This is a genomic window from Methylobacterium aquaticum, from assembly GCF_016804325.1.
Classification (GTDB): domain Bacteria; phylum Pseudomonadota; class Alphaproteobacteria; order Rhizobiales; family Beijerinckiaceae; genus Methylobacterium; species Methylobacterium aquaticum_C.
The window spans coordinates 5,176,635-5,199,543 of sequence record NZ_CP043627.1; the positions used below are offsets into that span (position 1 = coordinate 5,176,635).

Here is a 22,909-nt window from a genome sequence, read left to right on the forward strand (position 1 = left end):
CACCTGCCGTCTGCGCAGGTCGCGCCTGCGCAAGTACCGCCTGCCCACAGTCCCGTCCCCGCTCCACCACCGGCCCGCGCGGGACCGACATCTCGACACGGAGTGTTACGGGGTATGGTTGAGCGTTGGTTAAGCCGATGCCGGAGAACGCAACCGCCCGGCGAGGTCGGCGGCCCGTGGCGCGTAGATCACGGGCAGTTCCGCCCGCACGCCCCGCACCGCCACGGTCTCGACCCGCAACCCGTCGAGGGCGAGCCCTGCGCGCTCCGCGGCTTCCGCCGAGGCGACGAGCTGCACGTCGGCGGCCTTGGCGAGGGATTCGAGCCGGCTCGCCAGGTTCACCGCCGGGCCGATCACCGACATGCCGCGGCTCTCGCCGTAGCCGAGGCGGCCGAGCACCAGGGGGCCGGCATGCAGGCCCATCGCCATCCGCAAGGCCGCAGGAAGCTCCGCGGCGAGACGCCGGTTGAGGTCGGTCACCGCCCGGTCGACGGTGCCGGCGGCGGTGAAGGCGGCCCGGCAGGCGGGGCCGATCCCGTCCGGATGGGTGAACAGGGCGAGCAGCCCGTCGCCGGCATAGCCGCCGATCCAGCCCCCCGCCGCCTCGATCTCGCGGCCGGCCGCCTCGAAGAAGTGATTGAGGATGAACACCACGTCGAAGGGCAGCTTGCGCTCGGCGAGCGGGGTGAAGCCGCGGATGTCGATGAACAGGATCGCCACCTCGCGCTCGATCCCGGCGACGTCCGTATTCGCGAGGTGCTGGTCCGCGCTCTCGCGGCGCGGGTCGAGGATGCGCACCAGCGCCACGTCGCCGCCGGGCCTGGCCTGGCAGGCGAGGCGCACGTTGCCGGGGGCGCCGATCGCCCTGAGCGCCGCGGCCTCCTGGGGCCCGGGCGCCGACAGGCGGTCCTCCCCGGCGACCACCAGCACCCGGCAGGTCGAGCAGCGCCCGCGCCCGCCGCAGACCGAGACGTGCGGCACCCGGTTCGCCCGGCTGATCTCGAGGAGCGTCGGCCCCTCCAGGCTCCTCACGGTCGGCCCGTCGACATAGGTGACGCTGAAGCGTCTCGCCCGCAGGGTCGCGGCGGCCCGCACCAGCACGATCCCGAGGGCCAGGGCGACGGCGGCGTAGATCGCACCGGTGACGGCGTCGCCCCAGGCCCCGACCGCGGAATCGACGGGCGGCACCTGCCAGCGGGCGCCGAGATCCGGCGCATCGAAGCGGCGCGCCAGCGCCAGGTCGCGGTCCATCAGCCGGCCTTCCGTGACGATGCCGGCGAGCGCCGCGGCGGGCAGGCCGAAGGCCGGAACGGCGAGCAGCGGCGCCACCCGCCGGTAGAGCGGCGACAGGCGCAGCCAGGCATGCAGGCCCAGGCAGCCATGCAGCCAGACCACCACCAGCAGCGCGGTCTGGAAGCCCATGCCGTCGGGCCAGATGCGGGCGATCACGTAGGCGTAGGTGGTGCGCGTGCCGTCCACCAGGTTGGCGATCCGCGTGCCCATGACGTGCGGCACCAGCAGGAACGGGATCGCGAAGCCGAGCAGCGTCTGCATCGCCTCCCAGGGCGGCATCCGGAGCGTCCGGCGCTCGGCGAGCCGCACCAGGGAAAAGGCGACGTGGGCCAGCAGCGCGAGGCCGAGGATCAGGCTGCCGGGCAGCGAGCGCGTGACCGCGACCCGCCAGCGCGCCGCCTCCATCATCGTCTCGAGGCCGATCAGGCCGAGGGCGTGGTTGGCGAAATGGGTGGCCGCGAAGGCGAACAGGACGAGGCCCGAGACCAGCCGCAGGCGCTGCGCGAGCGAGCCGCGCCACAGGCGGGCGCCGGCCTGCGGATCGGGACGGCCGGCGGGCGGCGGCTCGCGCATGGGGTCCTCTCTTGGGACAGCCGGCGCTTACGACGCTATCCGCTTACGCCTGCGCATAAATTGGGGCGCCTCCCCTCCCCCTTGTGGGGAGGGGTAAGGGGGTGGGGGTGGTGCCGCGTAGAGCGCGAGACCTCTCCGGCACCCCCCTAGCCCCTCCCCACAAGGGGGAGGGGAAAGTGCTCTTATGAGGAGGCGCAGCGCTGGCTCACGCCTCGCCGCGGCCCTTCACCTTGAGCGCCGCCTGCGCCGCCGCGAGCCGGGCGATCGGCACGCGGAAGGGCGAGCAGGAGACGTAGTCGAGGCCGGTTTCCTGGCAGAAGGCGATCGAGGCCGGGTCGCCGCCATGCTCGCCGCAGATGCCGAGCTTCAGCTTGTCCCGCACCGCCCGGCCGCGCTCGGCGGCGAGCTTCACGAGCTCGCCCACGCCCTCCTGGTCGATCGACACGAAGGGGTCGGAGGCCAGGATGCCGCGCTGCGTATACGGGCCGAGGAAGCGGCCCGCATCGTCGCGGCTGATGCCGAGCGTGGTCTGGGTCAGGTCGTTGGTGCCGAAGGAGAAGAACTCCGCGGTCTGGGCGATGTCGCCGGCCCGCAGAGCGGCGCGCGGCAGCTCGATCATCGTGCCGACCTGGTACTCGACCTTGGTGCCGGTCTCGGAGGCCACGGCCTCGGCCATGGCGTCGATGCGGGCCTTCACCAGGTCGAACTCGGTGCGAGTGAAGACCAGCGGCACCATCACCTCGGCGATGATCGGCGTGCCGGTTTGCTTGGCGGCCTCGACGGCGGCCTCGAAAATGGCGCGGGCCTGCATCTCGGCGATCTCCGGATAGAGGATCGCCAGACGGCAGCCGCGGAAGCCGAGCATCGGGTTGAACTCGTGCAGCTCGTTCATCCGGCGCCGCACCTTGTCCTCCTGGACGCCGGTGGCGGCGGCGACCTCGCCGATTTCCTTGTCGGAGTGCGGCAGGAACTCGTGCAGCGGCGGGTCGAGGAGCCGGATGGTGACCGGCAGGCCCGACATGATGGTGAACAGCTCGACGAAGTCCTGGCGCTGGTACGGCAGGAGCTTGGCGAGCGCCGTGCGCCGGCCTTCCGCGTCGTCGGCCAGGATCATCTCGCGCATCGCCACGATGCGCTCCTCCTGGAAGAACATGTGCTCGGTGCGGCACAGGCCGATCCCTTCCGCGCCGTACTTGCGGGCGGTGCGGGCATCGAGCGGGGTCTCGGCGTTGGTCCGGACCTTCATGGTGCGCACGGCATCGGCCCATTCCATCAGCGCCGCGAAGTCGCCGGACAGCTCGGGCTCGATCATCTCGACCGAACCCTGCATCACCTGGCCGTTCGAGCCGTCGATGGTGATGCGGTCGCCGGCCTTCAGCGTCACGCCGCCGACCGACAGGGTGCGGGCGGCGTAATCGACCCGGATCTGGCCGGCACCCGACACGCAGGGCTTGCCCATGCCGCGGGCGACCACCGCCGCGTGCGAGGTCATGCCGCCGCGGGTGGTGAGAATCCCTTCCGCGGCATGCATGCCGTGGATGTCCTCCGGCGAGGTCTCGATGCGGACCAGGATGACCTTGCGCTCGGCCTTCTTGGCCGCCTCGGCCTCCTCGGAATTGAACACGATCTCGCCCGAGGCGGCGCCCGGCGAGGCCGGCAGGCCGGTGGCGATGACCTTGCGCTCGGCCTTCGGGTCGATGGTCGGGTGCAGCAGCTGGTCGAGGGAGGCCGGCTCGACGCGGCCGACCGCCTCCTGGTGGGTGATCAGGCCTTCGGCCGCCAGTTCAACGGCGATGCGGAGCGCGGCCTTCGCCGTGCGCTTGCCGTTGCGGGTCTGCAGCATCCAGAGCTTCCCGGTCTCGACCGTGAATTCCAGGTCCTGCATGTCGCGGTAATGGTGCTCGAGCATCCCGTAGATGCGCACCAGCTCGGCATAGGCCTCCGGCATCGCCCGCTCCATCGACGGCTTGTCGGAGCCGGATTCGATGCGGGCGACCTCGGTGATGTCCTGCGGCGTGCGGATGCCCGCCACCACGTCCTCGCCCTGGGCGTTGATCAGGAACTCGCCGTAGAGCGCCTTCTCGCCGGTGGAGGGGTTGCGGGTGAAGGCCACACCGGTGGCCGAGGTCTCGCCCATGTTGCCGAAGACCATGGCCTGGACGTTGACCGCGGTGCCCCAGCTCGCCGGGATGCTATGCAGCTCGCGGTACTTGTTGGCGCGCGGGTTCATCCACGAGCCGAACACCGCGCCGATCGCGCCCCAGAGCTGGGCCTGCGGATCCTGCGGGAAGTCCTGGCCGAGCTCGCGCTTCACCAGCGCCTTGTACTCGCCGATCAGGTGCTTCCAGTCGGCGGCACCCAGCTCGGTATCGAGGGTCAGGCCCTTCTCGTCCTTGTAGCGCTCCAGCACCTCCTCGAAGGAATGGTGCTCCACGCCGAGCACCACGTTCGAGTACATGGTGATGAAGCGGCGGTAGCTGTCATAGGCGAAGCGCTCGTCGCCGGCGCCGCGGGCCAGCGCCTCGACGGTGGTGTCGTTGAGGCCGAGATTGAGCACCGTGTCCATCATGCCGGGCATCGAGGCCCGGGCGCCGGAGCGCACCGACACGAGGAGCGGCGACTCGGCATCGCCGAAGCGGCGGCCGGTCAGCTTGCCGACGGCCTCAAGCGCACCCGCGACCTGACCCTCCAGTTCCGGCGGGTATTGCCGGCCGTGGTCGTAATAGTAGGTGCAGACCTCGGTGGTGATGGTGAAGCCCGGCGGCACCGGGAGACCGAGATTCGACATCTCGGCGAGGTTCGCGCCCTTGCCCCCGAGCAGGTCGCGCATCGCCGACTTGCCCTCGGCCTTGCCGTCGCCGAAGGTGTAGACCCACTTTGCCATGTCACTTCCGGCCATGTCACTTGTCCGTTCGTAGCGGCTGCCGCCTGACGTTCCCGCCGGGTTGGACCATTCCCCGGCCCAACGCAAGCTGAACGGCAGGGTCATCCAAAAGTCTTAGGTGCGGGCCGTACCGGACGGGGAGGACTTGCGTGCCTCGCCCGGCCGGGCCCGATCCCGATACCAGATCTAGCGCCCGGCGAGCCGGCGGCGGGTCAGGCGAGCTGGACGATGAGCCCGTTCTGGATCGTCACCCGCCGGTCCATCCGGGCGGCGAGCTCCAGGTTGTGGGTCGCGATCAGCGCCGCGACGCCCGAGGCCCGCACCAGCGAGACCAGGATCGCGAAGACGTGGCCGGCGGTCTGCGGGTCGAGGTTGCCGGTCGGCTCGTCGGCGAGCAGCAGCCGCGGGCCGTTGGCGAGCGCCCGGGCGATGGCGACGCGCTGCTGCTCGCCGCCCGACAGTTCCGCCGGGCGGTGGCTCAGGCGCTCCTTGAGGCCGAGGAACGACAGGAGTTCCGACGCGCGGGATCGCGCCTCGCCGGCCGAGAGGCCGCGGATCAGCTGCGGCAGCACGACGTTCTCCAGCGCCGAGAATTCCGGCAGCAGGTGATGCGACTGGTAGACGAAGCCCATCTCCTCGCGCCGCATCCGGGTGCGGGCGGCATCGTCCATCCGGGCGCTCGGCTGGCCGCCGATATAGACCTCGCCGGCATCGGGCCGCTCGAGCAGGCCGGCGACGTGGAGCAGGGTCGACTTGCCGGTGCCGGAGGGCGCGACCAGCGCCACGATCTCGCCGGGCCAGATCGCGAGATCGGCGCCGCGCAGGATCTCCAGATGGCCGTCGCCTTGGGTGTAGCGGCGCTCGACCTGGGCGAGGAAGAGCGCCGGGACCGGCTGATGCGGGGTGTCGTCCATCGGCGTCAGGCGCCCCTCGCTCTGGGGCGCGGGGCGGGGATCGGGGAATCGACGGGTCGCGGCATCCGGTGGGTACTCGGGAACAGGATCGGGGGGCGCGGGCCGGAAAGGCTCATACGACGTCCGATTGATTGCTCGGCGATTGCTGCGCAATCGCTTTCGCAAGGCGGAAGTCGGCTTCGCTCAAGCGCCGCGCAGTCTGCTGATGCGAATTCCGGAAGCAAGCGTCCGGCATTCGCATCAGCCGTAGCGCAGGGCCTGCACCGGGTCGAGCCGGGCGGCGCGCCAGGACGGGTACAGCGTGGCGAGCAGGGACAGCACCATCGACATCGCCACCACCGCCACGACCTCGCTGGCATTGGTCTCGGACGGGATCTCGGACAGGAACCGCACCGTCGGGTCCCAGGCGCCGGGGAAGAGCGTGCGCTGGATCACCGTGAGGTTGGCCGAGAAGACGAGGCCGAGCACGAAGCCGGCCAGCGTGCCGAGGATGCCGATCGAGGCGCCGGTGATGAGGAACACCCGCATGATCGCGCCCCGCGTCGCCCCCATGGTGCGCAGGATCGCGATGTCGCTCGACTTGTCCTTCACCAGCATGATGAGGCCCGAGACGATGTTGAGCGCCGCCACCAGCACGATCAGCGTGAGGATGATGAACATCACGTTGCGCTCCACCTCGAGGGCGGAGAAGAAGGTGCGGTTGCGCTGGCGCCAGTCGGTGATCAGCACTGGCCGCTCGGCGGCGAGCTCCAGTTCGCTCCGCGCCTCGCCGACCGAATCGGCGTTGTCGAGGAAGACCTCGATCACCGAGACGTCGCCGTCGCGGTTGAAGAAGGCCTGGGCCTCGGTGAGCGGCATGTACACGAAGGTGCCGTCGAACTCGGACATGCCGACCTCGAACACCGCCGCGACGTTGTAGCTCTTGATCCGCGGCGCGGTCCCGAACGGCGTCGTAGCCCCCTTCGGAGTCGCCAGGGTGATGGTGTCGCCGGCTTGCAGCCCGAGGGATTCGGCGAGCCTCTTGCCGATGGCGACGCCGCCGCCGGCGTCGAAATTCTCCAGCGTCCCGCCCCGGATGGTGCCCGCGACGGAGGGGATCTTCTTCAGGTCGTCGGCCCGCACCCCGCGCACCAGCACGCCCGAGCCGCCGAATTGCGACGAGGCGAAGGCCTGGCCCTCGACCATCGGCAGGGCGAGATGGACGCCCGCCACCTTGCCGAGCCGGTCCGACAGGTCGGCGAAGTCGGTCAGCGGCCGGTCGATCGGCGCCACGAAGATGTGGCCGTTGATGCCGACGATCTTGCTCAACAGCTCCTTGCGGAAGCCGTTCATCACCGAGAGCACGATGATGAGGGTGGCCACGCCCAGCATGATCCCGAGGAACGAGAACAGGGCGATGACCGAGACGAAGCCTTCTTTCCGCCGGGTGCGCAGGTAGCGCCCGGCGATCGTCCATTCGAACGGCGCGAACGGCAGGGTGCCGCCCCCGCTCGGGCGTAGCCCGCCGAATTTCGGCAGGCGCGCGCGGATGGCGGCGAGAGGCATCGGGTCAGACCGTCCGGTTCTGGCGCAGGAAGGCCGGCACGGCGTCGGGGGCCACGGTCTCGCGGGCGCCGGTGGCGCGACGCTTCACCTCGACCTTGCCCTCGGCCAGCCCCTTCGGTCCGACGATGACCTGCCAGGGCAGGCCGATCAGGTCGGCGGTGGCGAACTTTCCGCCCGGGCGCTCGTCGCGGTCGTCGTAGAGCACGGTGAGGCCGGCGGCCTCCAGCTCGCCCTGGAGCTTAGCGCAGGCGGCATCCGTGCCGGCATCCCCGACCTTGAGGTTGAGCAGCGCGACGTCGAACGGCGCCACGGCATCCGGCCACACGATGCCGGATTCGTCGTGACCCGCCTCGATGATCGCCGCCACCAGCCGGCTCGGGCCGATGCCGTAGGAGCCCATATGGACCGGACGCTCCTGCCCGTCCGGACCGGTCACCTTGGCGCCCATCGGCTCCGAGTACTTGGTGCCGAAATAGAAGATGTGGCCGACCTCGATGCCGCGGGCAGCCATCTGCTCGGGCGCCGGCACCTGTGCGAAGGCGTCGGCATCGTGCATCTCGGAGGTCGCGGCGTAGCGCGAGGTCCAGTGGTCGACGGTGGCCTGGAGCCCGGCGACGTCGTCGAAGTCGATCGTCGCGTCGGGGGTCGGGAAGTCGAGATAGGCGCGGTCGCAGAAGACCTCGCTCTCGCCGGTCTGAGCCAGGATGATGAATTCGTGGGACAGGTCGCCGCCGATCGGCCCGGTCTCGGCCCGCATCGGGATCGCCTTGAGGCCGAGCCGCGCGAAGGTGCGCAGGTAGGCGACGAACATCTTGTTGTACGAGTGCCGCGCGCTCGCCTGGTCGAGGTCGAACGAGTAGGCGTCCTTCATCAGGAACTCGCGCGAGCGCATCGTGCCGAAGCGCGGCCGCACCTCGTCGCGGAACTTCCACTGGATGTGGTAGAGGTTCTTCGGCAGGTCCTTGTAGGAGCGCACCGCCGAGCGGAAGATCGCGGTGATCATCTCCTCGTTGGTCGGCCCGAACAGCATGTCGCGCTCGTGCCGGTCCTTGATCCGCAGCATCTCCTTGCCGTACGCATCGTAACGGCCCGACTCGCGCCACAGATCGGCCGACTGGATCACCGGCATCAGCAGCTCGACCGCGCCGGAGCGGTCCTGCTCGGCCCGGATGATGTCGGCGACGCGGTTGAGTACCCGCAGGCCCAGCGGCAGCCAGGCATAGATGCCGGCCGATTCCTGGCGGATCATGCCGGCGCGCAGCATCAGCCGGTGCGAGACGATCTCCGCTTCCTTGGGCGTCTCGCGCAGGATGGGCAGGAAGTAGCGGCTGAGACGCATGTCGGACCTTGGCGTGGCAGGCGGGTGGCGTGTCGCGGGGCAAAGCCCCGCCCGGGAGTCTCTCCCCGGGGCACGCCCTTTTGCACGCTTCCGGCGCCGTTCGCAAAACATGAAACGCGGTCCCGGGCGCCCTCGTCACTCTGCTTGGCCCCGGGCGGTACGCGTCCGGCGCGGGGCGGAGGAGAAAAATGCGCAGCCCATGCAAAAAAACGCATCAACCTGCTGCGGGGTAGGTGACAATGCGAATTCTTCTTCCTATAAGCGGCCTCGCGATGATGCGCAGGCAGGCCGAACGGCGCCGCGCAAGGTCCGAGTCTCGGGAGGAAAAGCCAGCCTCAACGCCCATCGGGGTGAATAACAGAAATCAGGCTGGCAAAAACATTCAGAAAGCTTACAAGCAAGGCTTCCGAGCCTTGCTTTTTTATTTTGGGCCCTGGCGATACGGGTTTTGATAGCACGGGGGTCGATCGCGACCGTGAAAGGTCGCGACCGGTTACAATCCGGCGAGCGGGAAGGCCGCGACGGCCAGGATGAACACCACGTCCGACACCAGCGTGGTCCACACCGCCTTGCGGCGCATCTGCGGCTTGTGCGGCGCGCCGAGATCCTGACCCGGCACGACCACCTCGGTGCCGTCGGGTGCGGTCCGGAACGGCAGCACCCCGAACAGCGCGATCCACCACACCACGAAATAGAGGGCGCCCGCCCCGAAGCCGCTGAGGCGAAAGCCCCAGACCGCCAGCGCCAGCACCGGCAGCATCAGCCCGATGCAGACCGCGAGGGTGCGGGGGATGGTGGCGGTGGCACGGTCGAGGAGGGCGTCCACGCTCACGCCTGCTCCAGCTCGACCAGGGTGCCGAGGAAATCCTTCGGGTGCAGGAACAGCACCGGCTTGCCGTGGGCGCCGATCTTCGGCTCGCCGGTGCCGAGGATGCGCGCACCCTGCGCCTTCATCTTGTCGCGGGCCGCCAGGATGTCGTCGACCTCGTAGCAGACGTGATGGATGCCGCCGCCCGGGTTGCGCTCCAGGAAGGCGTTGATCGGCGAATCCGCGCCCAGCGGCTCGAGCAGCTCGATCTTGCTGTTGGGCAATTCGACGAAGATCACCGTCACGCCGTGCTCCGGCTGCGGCAGCGGCGCCGACAGCGTCGCGCCGAGGGTATCGCGATAAACCTTCGCCGCGGCGTCGAGATCCTTCACCGCGATGGCGACGTGGTTGAGCCGGCCGATCATGGGGGTGTTCCTCCGGTGGGTCGTTGAGGGATATTCGTTGTGACGAGGTCCGCATCCAAGAAGATACTTCAGGATCCGCACTCAACCCTCCCCCCTCTGCGGGGGAGGGTGGCCTGCGGAGCAGGCCGGGAGAGGGGAACCACGCTTCCGGATTGGGCGGAACCGTTCTGACGGGCGCCACCTGGAGCAGCGTCGCGCTGCCCCTCTCGGCGGGACTTCGTCCCGCTGCCCCGGCTCCGCCGGGCACCCTCCCCCGCAGAGGGGGGAGGGTTTCTCGCGCCATCCTGGAAGAACGTCGGCTTCCGCCGACGCCCCCTGCCCTCAGACCTCCACCACCATCACGTGGCAGGCCGGCTTCTTGCCCCACACCTCGTTGACGGCGGAGCGGATCGCCCGGTCGACGGCGTTCTCGACGGCTTCCGAATCCCGCCGCTTCACCCGCGACAGCCCGTTGACCGTCCGCTCGACCGCATCGCCGATGATGTCGATGATGACCTCGCCCTTGCGGCCGTAGCTCGGCAGGCCCATCAGGTCGATCGAGGGCTCGCCCTTGACCTCGCCGTTCTTGTCGAGGGCGATCGCCACCGAGACGATGCCCGTGAAGGCGAGCTTGCGCCGCTCCGGGATCGCGCGGTCGTTGGAATCGACGAGCACGTTGCCGTCCTTGTAGATCCGCCCGCTCTTGACGTGGGTGACGATCTCGGGCTCGCCGGGAGCGAGGCGGATCAGGGTGCCGTTGCGGGCCTTGACCACCTGCTCGACGCCCTGCTTGCGGGCGAAGGTGGCATGCTCGGCGAGATGCAGCGCCTCGCCGTGGACCGGTACCGCGATGCGGGGCTTGGTCCAGCGATACATCGCCGCCATCTCGTCGCGGCGCGGGTGGCCCGAGACGTGGACGAGCTCGGTGCGGTCGGTGATGACCTGGATGCCGGCCTCGATCAGGTCGTTGATGATCGCGCCGACCGCCCGCTCGTTGCCGGGGATGGCGCGCGAGGAGAAGATCACCCGGTCGCCGGGGGCCAGCGAGATCTCGGGATGCTCCTCGCGCGAGACGCGGGCCAAGGCCGCCCGCGCTTCGCCCTGGGAGCCGGTGAGCAGCGCCACCACCTTCTCGCGCGGCAGGTAGCCATAGGCCTCGGCGCCGCGGATCTCGGGCAGCCCGTCGAGGTAGCCGCATTCGCGGGCGACGTCGATCACCCGGTCCATGGCACGGCCCACCGCCACCACGTCGCGCCCGCAGGCCTGCGCGGCCAGGCACACGGCACGCATGCGGGCGACGTTCGACGCGAAGGTCGTGACAGCGACGCGATGCGGCGAGTTGCGGATCAGCTCGGCGAGATGGTCGGCGACCTCGGACTCACTCGGCGAGCGGCCCTCGCGGGTGACGTTGGTCGAATCGCAGACCAGCGCCAGCACGCCCTCTTCGCCGAGACGGGTGAAGGTCTCCTCGGAGGTCGAGTTGCCGGCCACCGGCGTGTCGTCGAGCTTCCAGTCGCCGGTATGCAGCACCATGCCGAGCGGCGTGCGGATGGCGAGCGCGTTGGCCTCCGGGATCGAGTGGGCCACCGGCACGTACTCGATCGAGAACGGCCCGAGCTGGAGGCGACCGTCGTCCGGGACCTGGCGCATGTCGACCTTGGGCGCGCCCGGCTCGCCGAGGCGCCGGGCCTCGATCAGGTTCTTGGTGAAGCGGGTGGCGTAGATCGGCACCTTGAGCTTGGGCCACAGCTCGCCGATCGCCCCGATATGGTCCTCGTGGCCGTGGGTGATCAGGATGCCGAGCAGGTTCTCGCGGTTCTCCTCGGCGAAGCTGAGATCCGGGTACATCAGGTCGACGCCCGGCATGTGCTCCTCGCTGGCAAAGCCCATGCCGAGATCGACCATGATCCACTTGCGGTGCTTCGGAGGCCCGAAGCCGTAGAGCGCGGCATTCATGCCGATCTCGCCCACCCCGCCGAGGGGCACGAAGATCAGCTCATCTCCCTTGTTCGACATGTCCAACCTACCACTGAACGAACCGCCGTCGCGGTCCCACTCGAGGAACGGCCTCGTCTGCCGTCACGGTCACGGCGCCGTCATGTTGCGTGTGCGGCCTGGAACGGCCGCGCGGCGGCGGCGCCGTAAGGCGCCCCGCCGAAAAGACTTCGAACGTATCGGGGGAGAGCGTCGTCGCCGCGCGGGCGCCGGGCCGCCTCCCCGTCAGGCCGCGCTGGCGGCCGCTCCGAAATGCACCTCGCCGGCGGAGACCGGGACGCGCGTCCCGCCCGCCTGCCGCACGATCAGCCGGCCGCTCTCGTCGATGGTCTCGAAGGTCCCGGACACCGCGCCCCCGCCGACCTGTGCGGTCACGGGGCCGCCGAGTCCCATCGCGAGGCCGAGCCACTGGTCGCGGATGCGCGAGAAGCCCCGGCCCTCGTCCCACAGCCGCGCGACCTCGATCCAGGCGCCGCTGAGCAGGCGAAACAAGCCCGGCGCATCGACGGCGCAACCGGCCTGGGCCAGGGATGTCGCCGCGTAGGGCAATCCCTCGGGCGCGCCGGTCACGTTGATGCCGATGCCGATCGTCACGACGGCACCGCGCTCGGGCAGGGTTTCCATCTCGAGCAGGATGCCGACGAGCTTGGCGCCGTCGAGGAGAACGTCGTTCGGCCATTTCAGCCGGAAATCGGGGGTTCGCCGGTCCGGCCCCGGCCGCAGGCCCGGCGCAAGGCCCGCTCCACGGCGAGGCCGGCGACGAAGCCGAGGGTCGCGACCCGGTCGGGGGCTAGCCCTGCGGGCACCGGCCAGAGCAGGCTCGCGGCGTGGTTGCCGTCGATCCAGCCCCAGCCCTTGCCGCGCCGGCCGCGGCCGCCGGTCTGCTCGCGGGCGACGACCCAGAGCGGTCCCGTCTCGCCGGCCCGCGCCATCTCCATGGCCTGCGTGCTCGTCGAGCCGAGGCTGTCATGGACCTCGAGACGGTATCCCGCGGCCTTGGCCGCGGGGTCGAGCACGAAGGTCATGCGGCTAGAACAGCGACTTCGCGGCAGCCCCGGCAATGCCGACCAGCGGGGCCGGCATGAGCCAGAACAGCAGCACCACCACGCTCGACAGGCCGAGCACGATACGGAGCCCTGGGCCCATCGGCTCGTAGGCCTCGGCCGGCTCGTCGAAATACATCACCTTGACGAGGCGCAGGTAGTAATAGGCGCCGACCACGCTGGTCACCACGCCGATCACCGCCAGGGTCACGAGGTTCGCCTTGATGGCGGCGGCGAAGACGTAGAACTTGGCGAAGAACCCGGCGAGCGGCGGGATGCCGGCAAGCGAGAACATCATCATGGCGAGCAGGAACGCCACCAGGGGATGGGTGCGCGACAGGCCCGACAGGTCGTCGATGGTCTCGTACATCTTGCGGCCGCGGCGCAGCGACAGGATCACCGCGAAGGCGCCCAGCGTCATGGCGAGGTAGATCGCCATGTAGATCACGACGCCGCGCACCCCCTCCTGCGTGCCGGCGGCGAGCCCGATGAGCGCGTAGCCGACATTCGCGATCGAGGAATAGGCCATCAGGCGCTTGAGGCTGCGCTGGCCGATCGCCGCGAAGGAGCCGAGCGCCATCGAGGCGATCGACACGAAGACGATGATCTGCTGCCATTCCGGCGTGATGACCGGGAAGGCGCCGATGAAGACGCGCACGGCCATCGCCATCGCGGCCATCTTGGGAGCCGACGCGAAGAAGGCGGTGACCGGGGTCGGGGCGCCCTCGTAGACGTCCGGCGTCCACATGTGGAACGGCACGGCGGCGAGCTTGAACGACACGCCGGCGGCGACGAACACCACGCCCAGCACGACGCCGAGGCCCGAGCCCTCGCGGAGCGCGGTGACGATGTGCGGGAACGACACGGTGCCGGTGAAGCCGTAGACCAGCGAGGCGCCGTAGAGCAGCATGCCCGAGGAGAGCGCGCCGAGCACGAAGTACTTCAGGCCGGCCTCGGTCGAGCGCACGTCGTCGCGGTGGAACGAGGCGATGACGTAGGCCGCCAGGCTCTGCAGCTCCAGGCCCATGTAGAGCGCGATCAGATCGTTGGCCGAGGCCATGATCATCATGCCGATCGTCGCGAGGACGACCAGGATCGGGTACTCGAAGCGGGCGATGCGCTCGCGCTCGAAATGCTCCTTGGCGAGCAGGATGGCGGCGGCCGACCCGATCAGGGTCAGGGCCTTCATCACCCGGGCGAACCCGTCGACGATGAAGGAGCCGTTGAAGGTGGTGACCTTGGTGCCGAAGGGCTGGCTGACCACCGCGAACAGGGCGAGGATCAGCAGCATGAGGGCGCCGACGCTGACGCCCTCGGTGGAGCGCTCGCCCTTGAAGGCGCCGTAGAGGATGAGCACCAGGACGCCGACCGAGAGGATCAGCTCCGGCAAGGCGGGCCCGATGGCGGGCATGACGATCTGAGCGGCGTTCATCGCGAAGAACTCAGTGCGGGACCGGCAGCGCCGCGGCAGCGGTCTGGGTCGTGGAGAGGGCGGCGCGCATGCCTTGCATCAGCGCGTCGGTCGAGGGCGCGAAGACGTCGAGGATCGGGCCGGGATGGACGCCGTAATAGATCGTCAGCACCACGAGCGGGGCGAGGATCAGCATCTCGCGGCGGTCGAGGTCGGTGATCCCCTGCAGGCTCGGCTTCTCGAGCTTGCCGTAGACCACCCGGGCGAACAGCCACAGGGCGTAGGCCGCCGACAGGATGATACCGAAGACCGAGAAGAACGACACCATCGGGTTGGCCCGGAAGGCGCCCATCATCGCCAGGAACTCGCCGACGAAGCCCGAGGTGCCCGGCAGGCCGACATTGGCCATGGTGAACACCATCATGGCGACGGCGTAGAGCGGCATCCGCTTCACCAGGCCGCCATAGGCCGAGATCTCGCGGGTATGCATCCGGTCGTAGATCACCCCGACGCAGAGGAAGAGCGCGCCCGACACGATGCCGTGCGAGATCATCAGGAACAGGGCGCCCTGGATGCCCTGCTCGTTGAGCGTGAACAGGCCGAGCGTCACGAAGCCCATATGGGCCACCGACGAATAGGCGATCAGCTTCTTGATGTCGGTCTGCACCAACGCGACCAGCGACGTGTAGATGATCGCCACCACCGACAGCGTGTAGACCATCGGGGCGAAGTAGTGGGACGCGTCCGGGAACATCGGCAGCGAGACCCGAATGAAGCCGTAGCCGCCCATCTTCAGCAGGATGCCCGCCAGGATGACCGAGCCGGCGGTCGGCGCCTCGACGTGGGCGTCGGGGAGCCAGGTATGGACCGGCCACATCGGCATCTTCACCGCGAAGGAGGCGAAGAAGGCGAGCCAGAGCCAGATCTGCATGTTCGCCGGGAAGCGGGTCTGCAGCAGGGTCGGGATGTCGGTCGTGCCGGCCTGCCAGTACATCGCCATGATGGCGAGCAGCATCAGCACCGAGCCGAGCAGGGTGTAGAGGAAGAACTTGAACGACGCATAGATCCGGCGCTTGCCGCCCCAGATGCCGATGATGAGGAACATCGGGATCAGGCCGGCCTCGAAGAACAGGTAGAAGAGCACCAGGTCGAGGGCGCAGAACACGCCGATCATCGTGGCCTCGAGGACCAGGAACGCGACGAAGTACTCCTTCACCCGGTGCTCGATCGACAGCCAGGAGGCGCCGACGCAGAACGGCATCAGGAAGGTGGTGAGCAGGACGAGCGGCATCGAGAAGCCGTCGACGCCGAGCTTGAACCGGATCGTCTCCGTCAGCCAGGCATGGCTCTCGACGAGCTGGAACTGCGCCGTCGAGGTGTCGTAGCGGCCCCAGGCGACCAGGGACAGCAGGAAGGTGGCGAGCGTCGCGATGAGCGCCGCCCAGCGGGCGTTGCGCCGGACCGATTCGTCGTCGCCGCGGAGCGTGAGGATGAACGCGGCGCCGACGAGCGGCAGGATGATGAGGCCGGAGAGGATCCCGAGGCCGAGCATGATTCTCTGTTCTCCGGTCAGGTCAGTGGGTGGCCGCGGAGACGCCGGTGATCAGGTACCAGCTCACCAGGGCCGCGACGCCGACCAGCATCACGAAGGCGTAATGGTAGACGTAGCCGGTCTGGAAACGGACCACGCCGCGGGTGATGTCGACGACGCGGGCGGCGATGCCGTTGGGGCCCATGCCATCGATGATGCGGCCGTCGCCGACCTTCCACAGGAACTCGCCGAAGCCCTTGGCCGGGCGGACGAAGACCCGGTCGTAGATCTCGTCGACGTACCACTTGTTGAGCAGGAAGCGGTACAGCAGCGGCTGGCTCTCGGCGAGCCGGTGGGCCGTGCCGGGCCGGCGGATATACATCCAGTAGGCGAGCAGGAAGCCGAGTACCAGCATCACGAAGGGCGAGTGCTGCACCCAGGCCGGCGAATTGTGGATGTCGTGCATGATGTGGTTGTCGGGGCCGTGCGCGAGCGCGCCCTTCCAGAACTCGTCCATGCCCTCGCCGATGAAGCGGTTCTTGAACACCAGGCCGGCGAAGAGCGCGCCGAGCGCCAGGACCGCGAGCGGGATCGTCATCACCCGCGGGCTCTCGTGCGGGGTATGGGCGTGGTGGTCGTGGTGCTCGATCGCCGAGTGCGAGGCGGGCTCGATGTCGTGGCCCTTGTCGTCGTGGGCGACGCCCTCGTGGTGGCCCGGGGCACCATCCGCCTGCGCCGAGGCGTGGGCGACCGCGTGATGGCCGTGCGCGTCGGCATGGTGGTCTTCGTGACCGTGAGCATGGGCGTTCTGCCAGCGGGCAGGCCCCTCGAAGGTCATGAAGAACAGGCGCCAGGAGTAGAACGACGTCATGAAGGCCGCGATGACGGTCGCCAGGAAGGCCAGCACGTGACCCGGCCGGGTCGACATGTAGGCCGCCTCGATGATCGCGTCCTTCGAGTAGAAGCCCGCGGTGAACGGGAAGCCGATCAGCGCCAGGGTCCCGATCGCCATCATGGCGGTGGTGAAGGGGATGTAGCGGCGCAGGGCGCCCATGTTCCGCATGTCCTGCTCGTGGTGCATCGCGTGGATGACCGAGCCGGCGCCGAGGAACAGCAGCGCCTTGAAGAAGGCGTGGGTGAAGAGGTGGAACACGCCCGCCGCGTAGGCGCCGACGCCGAGCGCGACGAACATGTAGCCGAGCTGCGAGCAGGTCGAGTAGGCAATGACCCGCTTGATGTCGTTCTGGACGAGGCCGACGGTGGCGGCGAAGAAGGCGGTGATGCCGCCGATCACCGTCACGACGATCAGCGCGTTGGGCGCGGCATCGAAGAGCGGCGACAGGCGGGCGACCATGAACACGCCGGCGGTCACCATGGTGGCGGCGTGGATCAGCGCCGAGACCGGGGTCGGGCCCTCCATCGCGTCCGGCAGCCAGGTGTGCAGCAGGAACTGCGCCGACTTGCCCATGGCGCCCATGAACAGCAGCAGGCAGCAGATGGTCAGCGCGTTCCAGTCGTAGCCGAGCAGGTGGAACGTCGCGTCCTTGAGCTCCGGCACCTTGGCGAAGATGGCGTCGTAGGAGACCGCGCCGAACAGCACGAAGCAGAGGAAGATGCCCAGCGAGAAGCCGAAATCGCCGACGCGGTTGACGATGAACGCCTTCATCGCCGCGGCGTTGGCCGAGGGCTTCTCGTACCAGAAGCCGATCAGCAGGTACGAGGCGAGGCCGACGCCCTCCCAGCCGAAGAACATCTGGACGAGGTTGTCGGACGTCACCAGCATCAGCATGGCGAAGGTGAAGAGCGACAGGTAGGCGAAGAACCGCGGCCGGTGCGGGTCCTCGTGCATGTAGCCCATCGAGTAGAGGTGGACGAGCGCCGAGACGCTGTTGACCACCACCAGCATCACCGCGGTGAGCGTGTCGGCCCGGAACGCCCAGTCGACCGTCAGGCCGCCGGCGGTGAACCACGTCGCGACGTGATGCGTGGTGGCGCCGTGGCCGTGGCCGCCGGTCACCTCGAAGAAGGCGACCCAGGACAGGAGCGCCACGAAGACGAGGATGCCGGTGGTCACCACCTCGCTGGCCCGCGGGCCGATGCGGCGCCCGAACAGACCGGCGATGAGGAAGCCGATCAGGGGCAGGAAGACGATCGCGTGGTACATGCTCGGGGTCCGGCCTCGCGTGGCTCTTGCCGCTGCGGCACTGGTTCAGGGGTAAAGGACTGAGGGCGGGAGGCCTTCGTCAGCCCTTCATCATGTTGACGTCCTCGACGGCGATCGACCCGCGGTTGCGGAAGAACACCACCAGGATGGCAAGGCCGATGGCGGCCTCGGCGGCGGCGACCGTCAGCACGAACAGGGCGAAGACCTGGCCGACGATGTCGCCGAGATGGGTCGAGAACGCCACCAGGTTGATGTTCACGGCAAGCAGGATCAGCTCGACCGACATCAGGATGACGATGATGTTCTTGCGGTTGATGAAGATGCCGAGCACCCCGAGGGTGAACAGGATCGCCGCGACCGTCAGGTAATGGCTCAAACCGATCATCGTGCCTCTCGACCGCGGGCGGCCGCCTTCGTGTCGCGAGGCGCATCCCGCCCCGCCGCTCGTGCCATCAGCATCGCGGGGCCCGTCCGGCCCCGCACGACTTCTTCGAACCGCCGCGAGGATCAGACCTCGACGCCGATCAGACCTCGACGCCCTGCCCGGTCGGGACGTGGCGCACCTCGACCGCATCGGCCTGGGTGCGGGCGTTCTGGATCGCGATGTCCTGGCGCTTGACGCCGGGCCGGTCGCGCAGGGTGAGCACGATCGCGCCGATCATCGCGACCAGCAGGATCAGGCCGGCGACCTGGAAGAACAAAAAGTAGTTGGTGTAGAGAACGAGACCCAGGGCCTGCGTGTTGGTCACCGTCTCGGATCCGGGCGAGACCGCCAGCGGCCCATGCACCAGGCCGGGATCGATCGCCCAGGAGCCGACCACGAGGAGCAGCTCGATCAGGAACACCGCACCGATCAGGCCGCCGACCGGCAGGTAGTCCTGGAAGCCCTGGCGCAGCTCGGCGAAGTCGACGTCGAGCATCATCACGACGAACAGGAACAGCACCGCGACGGCGCCGACATAGACCACGACCAGGATCATGGCCAGGAACTCCGCCCCCATCAGCATGAACAGCCCGGAGGCGTTCACGAAGGCGAGGATGAGGAAGAGCACCGAGGTGACGGGGTTGCGCGAGGCGATCACCATGAAGCCGGAGGCGACGGTGATCGCGGCGAATAGATAGAAGAAGGCGGCGGCTGCGGTCATGCGCTGAATTCATGCCGCCTGGCGGCGGCCTCCTGCCCGACCCCCGGAGCGTCCCGGCGGCCCGTCTATAGAACCCGCTCCCGCGGCGCACAACCGGGGGAGCGGCGAATGTGTCGTCGATGTGGGGAGGATCACCGCCCTCCCCTGTTTTCGAACCGAGGGAGGAACCGCCCTCCCCCGCAGGCGATCAGCGGTAGGGCGCGTCAGCCGCGATGTTGCGGGCGATCTCGCGCTCCCAGCGGTCGCCGTTCGCGAGCAGCTTCTCCTTGTCGTAGAGCAGCTCCTCGCGGGTCTCGACCGAGAACTCGAAGTTCGGCCCCTCGACGATGGCGTCCACCGGGCAGGCCTCCTGGCACATGCCACAATAGATGCACTTCACCATGTCGATGTCGTAGCGCGTCGTGCGCCGCGTGCCGTCGTTGCGGCGCGGACCCGCCTCGATGGTGATGGCCTGGGCCGGGCACACCGCCTCGCACAGCTTGCAGGCGATGCAGCGCTCTTCCCCGTTGGGGTAGCGCCGCAGGGCGTGCTCGCCGCGGAAGCGCGGGCCGCGATGGCCCATCTCGAAGGGGTAGTTGATCGTCGCCTTGGGCTTGAAGAAGTAGCGCATCGCCAGGGCGAACCCGGTGACGAACTCCTTCAACAGCAGGCCGCGGGCGACCTGGTCGAGCTTCATGGCTCGTTCTCCGACGGTTGGGTTCAGGAGACCGGCGCGAGGCCGGTCAGCTTCAGGACGAAGGCGACGACGAAGACCATGACCAGCGAGAGCGGAAGGAAGACCTTCCAGCCCAGCCGCATGAGCTGGTCGTAGCGGTAGCGCGGCACCATGGCCTTCACCATGGCGATCATGAAGAACAGGAAGCTGGCCTTGAGGGCGAACCAGATCAGGCCGGGCACCCAGGTGAAGGGCGCGAACGGGATCGGCGAGAGCCAGCCGCCGAGGAACAGGATCGTGCCGAGCGCGCACATCGTGACGATGGCGACGTACTCGCCGAGCATAAACAGCAGGTACGGGGTGGAGGAGTATTCTACCATGTAGCCGGCGACGAGCTCGGACTCAGCCTCGGGCAGGTCGAAGGGCGGGCGGTTCGTCTCGGCGAGCGCCGAGATGAAGAACACCACGAACATCGGGAAGAGCCAGAGCCAGTACCAGCCGAGGATGCCGAGCGAGGTGTCCTGCGCCCGCACGATCTGCGACAGGTTGAGCGAGCCGGCGCACATCAGCACCGTCACGATCACGAAGCCGAGCGAGACCTCGTAGGACACCATCTGGGCAGCCGAGCGGAGCGCGCCGAGGAAGGCGTATTTCGAGTTCGAAGCCCAGCCGCCCATGATGACGCCGTAGACGCCGAGCGACGAGATCGCGAAGATGTAGATGATGCCGACATTGATGTCGGCGATCGGCCAGCCGTCGGCGAGCGGGATCACCGCCCAGGCGGCGAGCGCCAGGGTGGCGAAGATCAGCGGCGCCAGGAGGAACAGGCTCTTGTTGGCGCCCGCCGGGATCACCGGCTCCTTCAGCACGAACTTCAGCAGGTCGGCGAAGGATTGGAACAGGCCCCAGGGCCCGACCACGTTCGGGCCGCGGCGCAGCTGCACCGCCGCCCAGATCTTGCGGTCGGCCAAGAGCGCGTAGGCGATGAAGACGAGCAGCGCGACCAACAGCGCCACGCTCTTCAGGGCCACGAGGAGGACGGTGCCCAGCACCTCCCAGACGGTCATCGGTCGGTGCTCCTCATTCCGCCGCTTCGAGGGCCCGCCCGCGGGCGAGACCCGAGCACTCGGCGAGCACCCGCGAGGCGCGGGCGATCGGGTTGGTGAGATAGAAGTCCGCCACCGCCGGGCGGAACGGCTCGCGGCCGGGCTCGCCCGAGAGACCCGCCAGCGTCGTCAGCACGGCGACGCCGTCGCTCGGGGCGACCTGGTCGATGCCGGCGAAGTGCGGATGCGCGGTGTAGAGCGCCTTGCGCAGAGCGGTGAGCGAGTCGAACGGCAGGCGCTGACCGAGCACATCCGACAGGGCGCGCAGGATCGCCCAGTCCTCGCGGGCATCGCCCGGCGGGAAGGCGGCGCGGTTGGCGAGCTGGACCCGGCCTTCGAGGTTGACGTAGGTCGCCGACTTCTCGGTGTAGGCCGCGCCCGGCAGGATCACGTCGGCGCGGTGGGCGCCCTTGTCGCCGTGGGTGCCCTGGTACACCACGAAGGCGCCCGGACCGACCTCGACCTCGTCGGCACCGAGGTTGAACAGCACGTCGAGCGCGCCGCCCTGCACCATCTCGGCGAAGGTCAGGCCGCCCTCCCCCGGCACGAAGCCGAGATCGAAGGCCCCGACGCGGGCGGCGGCGTTCTGGAGCACGCCGAGGCCGTTCCAGCCCTCGGCCTTCGCACCCAGGCCCTGGACCAGCTTGGCGACCGCAGCGAGGAGGGCCGCCCCATCCGGACGGGTGAGCGCCGCCTGACCGACGATGACCAGCGGACGCTCGGCGCCCTTCAGCGCCTCGGCGAAGCTGTGACGACCGGAGGCGATCTCGGCCAGGGTCTCGGGGCCGGCACCGAGATAGGTGTGGGGATAGGTCAGGTCCGCATCCTCGCCGATCACGCCGATCTGGATCGGCGACATCCGCCAGCGCTTGCGGATGCGGGCGTTGAGGAGCGAGGCCTCGGTGCGCGGGTTGGCGCCGACGATCAGGATGGCGTCCGCCTGCTCGATGCCGGCGATGCCGGGACCGAAGGTGTAGGCGGCCCGGCCCCAGGCCGGATCGATCATCGCGCCGTCCTGGCGGCAATCGAGGTTCTGGACCTTGAGCGCGCCCATCAGGGTCTTGAGCGCGAAGATCTCCTCCACGCCGGCGAGGTCACCCACGATCGCGCCGACGCGCTTCGGATCGGCGCCCTTCAGCTTCGCGGCAATCGCCCCGAAGGCCTCGGCCCAGGAGGCCGGGCGCAGGCGGCCGTTCTCGCGCAGGTACGGCCGGTCGAGGCGCTGGAGGCGCAGGCCGTCGACGACGTGGCGGGTCTTGTCGGAGATCCACTCCTCGTTGATCGCCTCGTTCACCCGCGGCTCGATCTGCATCACCTCGCGGCCGCGGGTGTCGACGCGGATCGCCGAGCCGACCGCATCCATCACGTCGACGGATTCGGTCTTGTTCAGCTCCCAGGGGCGGACGTTGTAGGATTGCGGCTTGTGGACCAGCGCGCCGACCGGGCACAGGTCGGCGACGTTGCCCTGCAGCTCCGATTCCATCGCGCGCTCGAGGTAGGAAGTGATCTCCATGTCCTCGCCGCGGCCGATGGCGCCGAGATCCGGCACGCCGGCGACTTCCGCCAGGAAGCGGACGCAGCGGGTGCAGTGGATGCAGCGGTTCATCGCGGTCCGCACCAGCGGGCCGATATACTTCTCCTCGACGGCGCGCTTGTTCTCGCCGTAGCGGGTCGAGTCGACGCCGTAGGCCATCGCCTGGTCCTGCAGGTCGCAATGGCCGCCCTGGTCGCAGATCGGGCAATCGAGCGGGTGGTTGATGAGGAGGAACTCCATCACCCCCTCGCGGGCCTTCTTGGTCAGGGCCGACTTGGTCGACACCGCCGGCGGCTCGCCGTTCGGGCCCGGGCGGCAATCGCGCACGGCCCAGGCGCAGGAGGCGACGGGCTTGGGCGCGCCCTTCAGCTCGACCAGGCACATGCGGCAATTGCCGGCGATCGACAGGCGCTCGTGGAAGCAGAAGCGCGGGATCTCGGCGCCCGCGACCTCGCAGGCCTGGAGCAGGGTGTAGTCCGGCGGGACATCGACCTCGATGCCGTCGACGAGGATCTTGGTCATGCGGTCAACTCTCGGGCGAGGCCCGCGGCGCGCGCGTGTCCGC

At 69.1% G+C, this 22,909-nt stretch carries 16 protein-coding genes and 1 pseudogene; all 17 read right to left on the minus strand.

The genetic code is table 11. The features are described 5' to 3' along the window. Nucleotides 1-129: 129 nt before the first annotated feature. The 17 genes and pseudogenes from F1D61_RS23640 to nuoG all read right to left on the minus strand — a co-directional run bounded on the left by F1D61_RS23640 (nucleotide 130) and on the right by nuoG (nucleotide 22,866). Nucleotides 130-1,866 (minus strand): adenylate/guanylate cyclase domain-containing protein, encoded by a 1,737-nt coding sequence (locus F1D61_RS23640; protein ID WP_203154523.1) that lies wholly within the window; start codon nucleotides 1,864-1,866, stop codon nucleotides 130-132. A 205-nt stretch (nucleotides 1,867-2,071) separates the two neighbouring features. Next, nucleotides 2,072-4,750: a pyruvate, phosphate dikinase gene (gene ppdK / locus F1D61_RS23645; protein WP_203154524.1), complete on the minus strand. Its 2,679-nt coding sequence runs from the start codon at nucleotides 4,748-4,750 to the stop codon at nucleotides 2,072-2,074. 212 nt (nucleotides 4,751-4,962) lie between these two features. Next, a complete protein-coding gene (locus tag F1D61_RS23650; protein WP_203154525.1) occupies nucleotides 4,963-5,664 on the minus strand; it encodes an ABC transporter ATP-binding protein in 702 nt (233 codons plus the stop codon). A gap of 240 nt (nucleotides 5,665-5,904) precedes the next feature. Further along, complete coding sequence (locus tag F1D61_RS23655; RefSeq protein ID WP_203154526.1) at nucleotides 5,905-7,209, minus strand: lipoprotein-releasing ABC transporter permease subunit; 1,305 nt, start codon at nucleotides 7,207-7,209, stop codon at nucleotides 5,905-5,907. Between the two features lie 4 nt (nucleotides 7,210-7,213). Further along, on the minus strand, nucleotides 7,214-8,548 hold the full coding sequence (gene proS / locus F1D61_RS23660) for a proline--tRNA ligase (RefSeq protein ID WP_203154527.1): 1,335 nt from the start codon (nucleotides 8,546-8,548) through the stop codon (nucleotides 7,214-7,216). A gap of 493 nt (nucleotides 8,549-9,041) precedes the next feature. Next, nucleotides 9,042-9,380, minus strand: a complete 339-nt coding sequence (locus tag F1D61_RS23665) for a DUF1467 family protein (protein ID WP_246775494.1) — start codon at nucleotides 9,378-9,380, stop codon at nucleotides 9,042-9,044. Next, nucleotides 9,377-9,781: a methylmalonyl-CoA epimerase gene (gene mce / locus F1D61_RS23670; RefSeq protein ID WP_203154528.1), complete on the minus strand. Its 405-nt coding sequence runs from the start codon at nucleotides 9,779-9,781 to the stop codon at nucleotides 9,377-9,379. The genes F1D61_RS23665 and mce overlap by 4 nt, the downstream gene beginning before the upstream one ends. Before the next feature lie 321 nt (nucleotides 9,782-10,102). Next, nucleotides 10,103-11,776: a ribonuclease J gene (locus F1D61_RS23675; RefSeq protein ID WP_203154529.1), complete on the minus strand. Its 1,674-nt coding sequence runs from the start codon at nucleotides 11,774-11,776 to the stop codon at nucleotides 10,103-10,105. Nucleotides 11,777-11,980: 204 nt separating this feature from the next. Beyond that, nucleotides 11,981-12,780 (minus strand): annotated as a pseudogene (locus F1D61_RS23680) (biotin--[acetyl-CoA-carboxylase] ligase). Between the two features lie 4 nt (nucleotides 12,781-12,784). Further along, nucleotides 12,785-14,230 carry an NADH-quinone oxidoreductase subunit NuoN gene (nuoN, locus tag F1D61_RS23685; RefSeq protein WP_203154530.1) on the minus strand — a complete coding sequence of 482 codons (1,446 nt, stop codon included), beginning with the start codon at nucleotides 14,228-14,230 and terminating at the stop codon, nucleotides 12,785-12,787. Between the two features lie 10 nt (nucleotides 14,231-14,240). Next, complete coding sequence (locus tag F1D61_RS23690; RefSeq protein ID WP_203154531.1) at nucleotides 14,241-15,761, minus strand: NADH-quinone oxidoreductase subunit M; 1,521 nt, start codon at nucleotides 15,759-15,761, stop codon at nucleotides 14,241-14,243. Between the two features lie 22 nt (nucleotides 15,762-15,783). Continuing rightward, nucleotides 15,784-17,904 (minus strand): NADH-quinone oxidoreductase subunit L, encoded by a 2,121-nt coding sequence (gene nuoL, locus F1D61_RS23695; RefSeq protein ID WP_203154532.1) that lies wholly within the window; start codon nucleotides 17,902-17,904, stop codon nucleotides 15,784-15,786. Nucleotides 17,905-17,983: 79 nt separating this feature from the next. Further along, a complete protein-coding gene (nuoK, locus tag F1D61_RS23700) occupies nucleotides 17,984-18,289 on the minus strand; it encodes an NADH-quinone oxidoreductase subunit NuoK (RefSeq protein WP_048425446.1) in 306 nt (101 codons plus the stop codon). 139 nt (nucleotides 18,290-18,428) lie between these two features. Next, nucleotides 18,429-19,049, minus strand: coding sequence for an NADH-quinone oxidoreductase subunit J (locus F1D61_RS23705; RefSeq protein ID WP_203154533.1), 621 nt, complete (start codon nucleotides 19,047-19,049; stop codon nucleotides 18,429-18,431). Between the two features lie 187 nt (nucleotides 19,050-19,236). After that, nucleotides 19,237-19,725 (minus strand): NADH-quinone oxidoreductase subunit NuoI, encoded by a 489-nt coding sequence (gene nuoI, locus F1D61_RS23710; protein ID WP_048425444.1) that lies wholly within the window; start codon nucleotides 19,723-19,725, stop codon nucleotides 19,237-19,239. Between the two features lie 23 nt (nucleotides 19,726-19,748). Next, nucleotides 19,749-20,771, minus strand: a complete 1,023-nt coding sequence (nuoH, locus tag F1D61_RS23715) for an NADH-quinone oxidoreductase subunit NuoH (protein WP_203154534.1) — start codon at nucleotides 20,769-20,771, stop codon at nucleotides 19,749-19,751. Between the two features lie 13 nt (nucleotides 20,772-20,784). Beyond that, nucleotides 20,785-22,866 carry an NADH-quinone oxidoreductase subunit NuoG gene (nuoG, locus tag F1D61_RS23720; protein ID WP_203154535.1) on the minus strand — a complete coding sequence of 694 codons (2,082 nt, stop codon included), beginning with the start codon at nucleotides 22,864-22,866 and terminating at the stop codon, nucleotides 20,785-20,787. Between the last annotated feature and the right edge of the window lie 43 nt (nucleotides 22,867-22,909).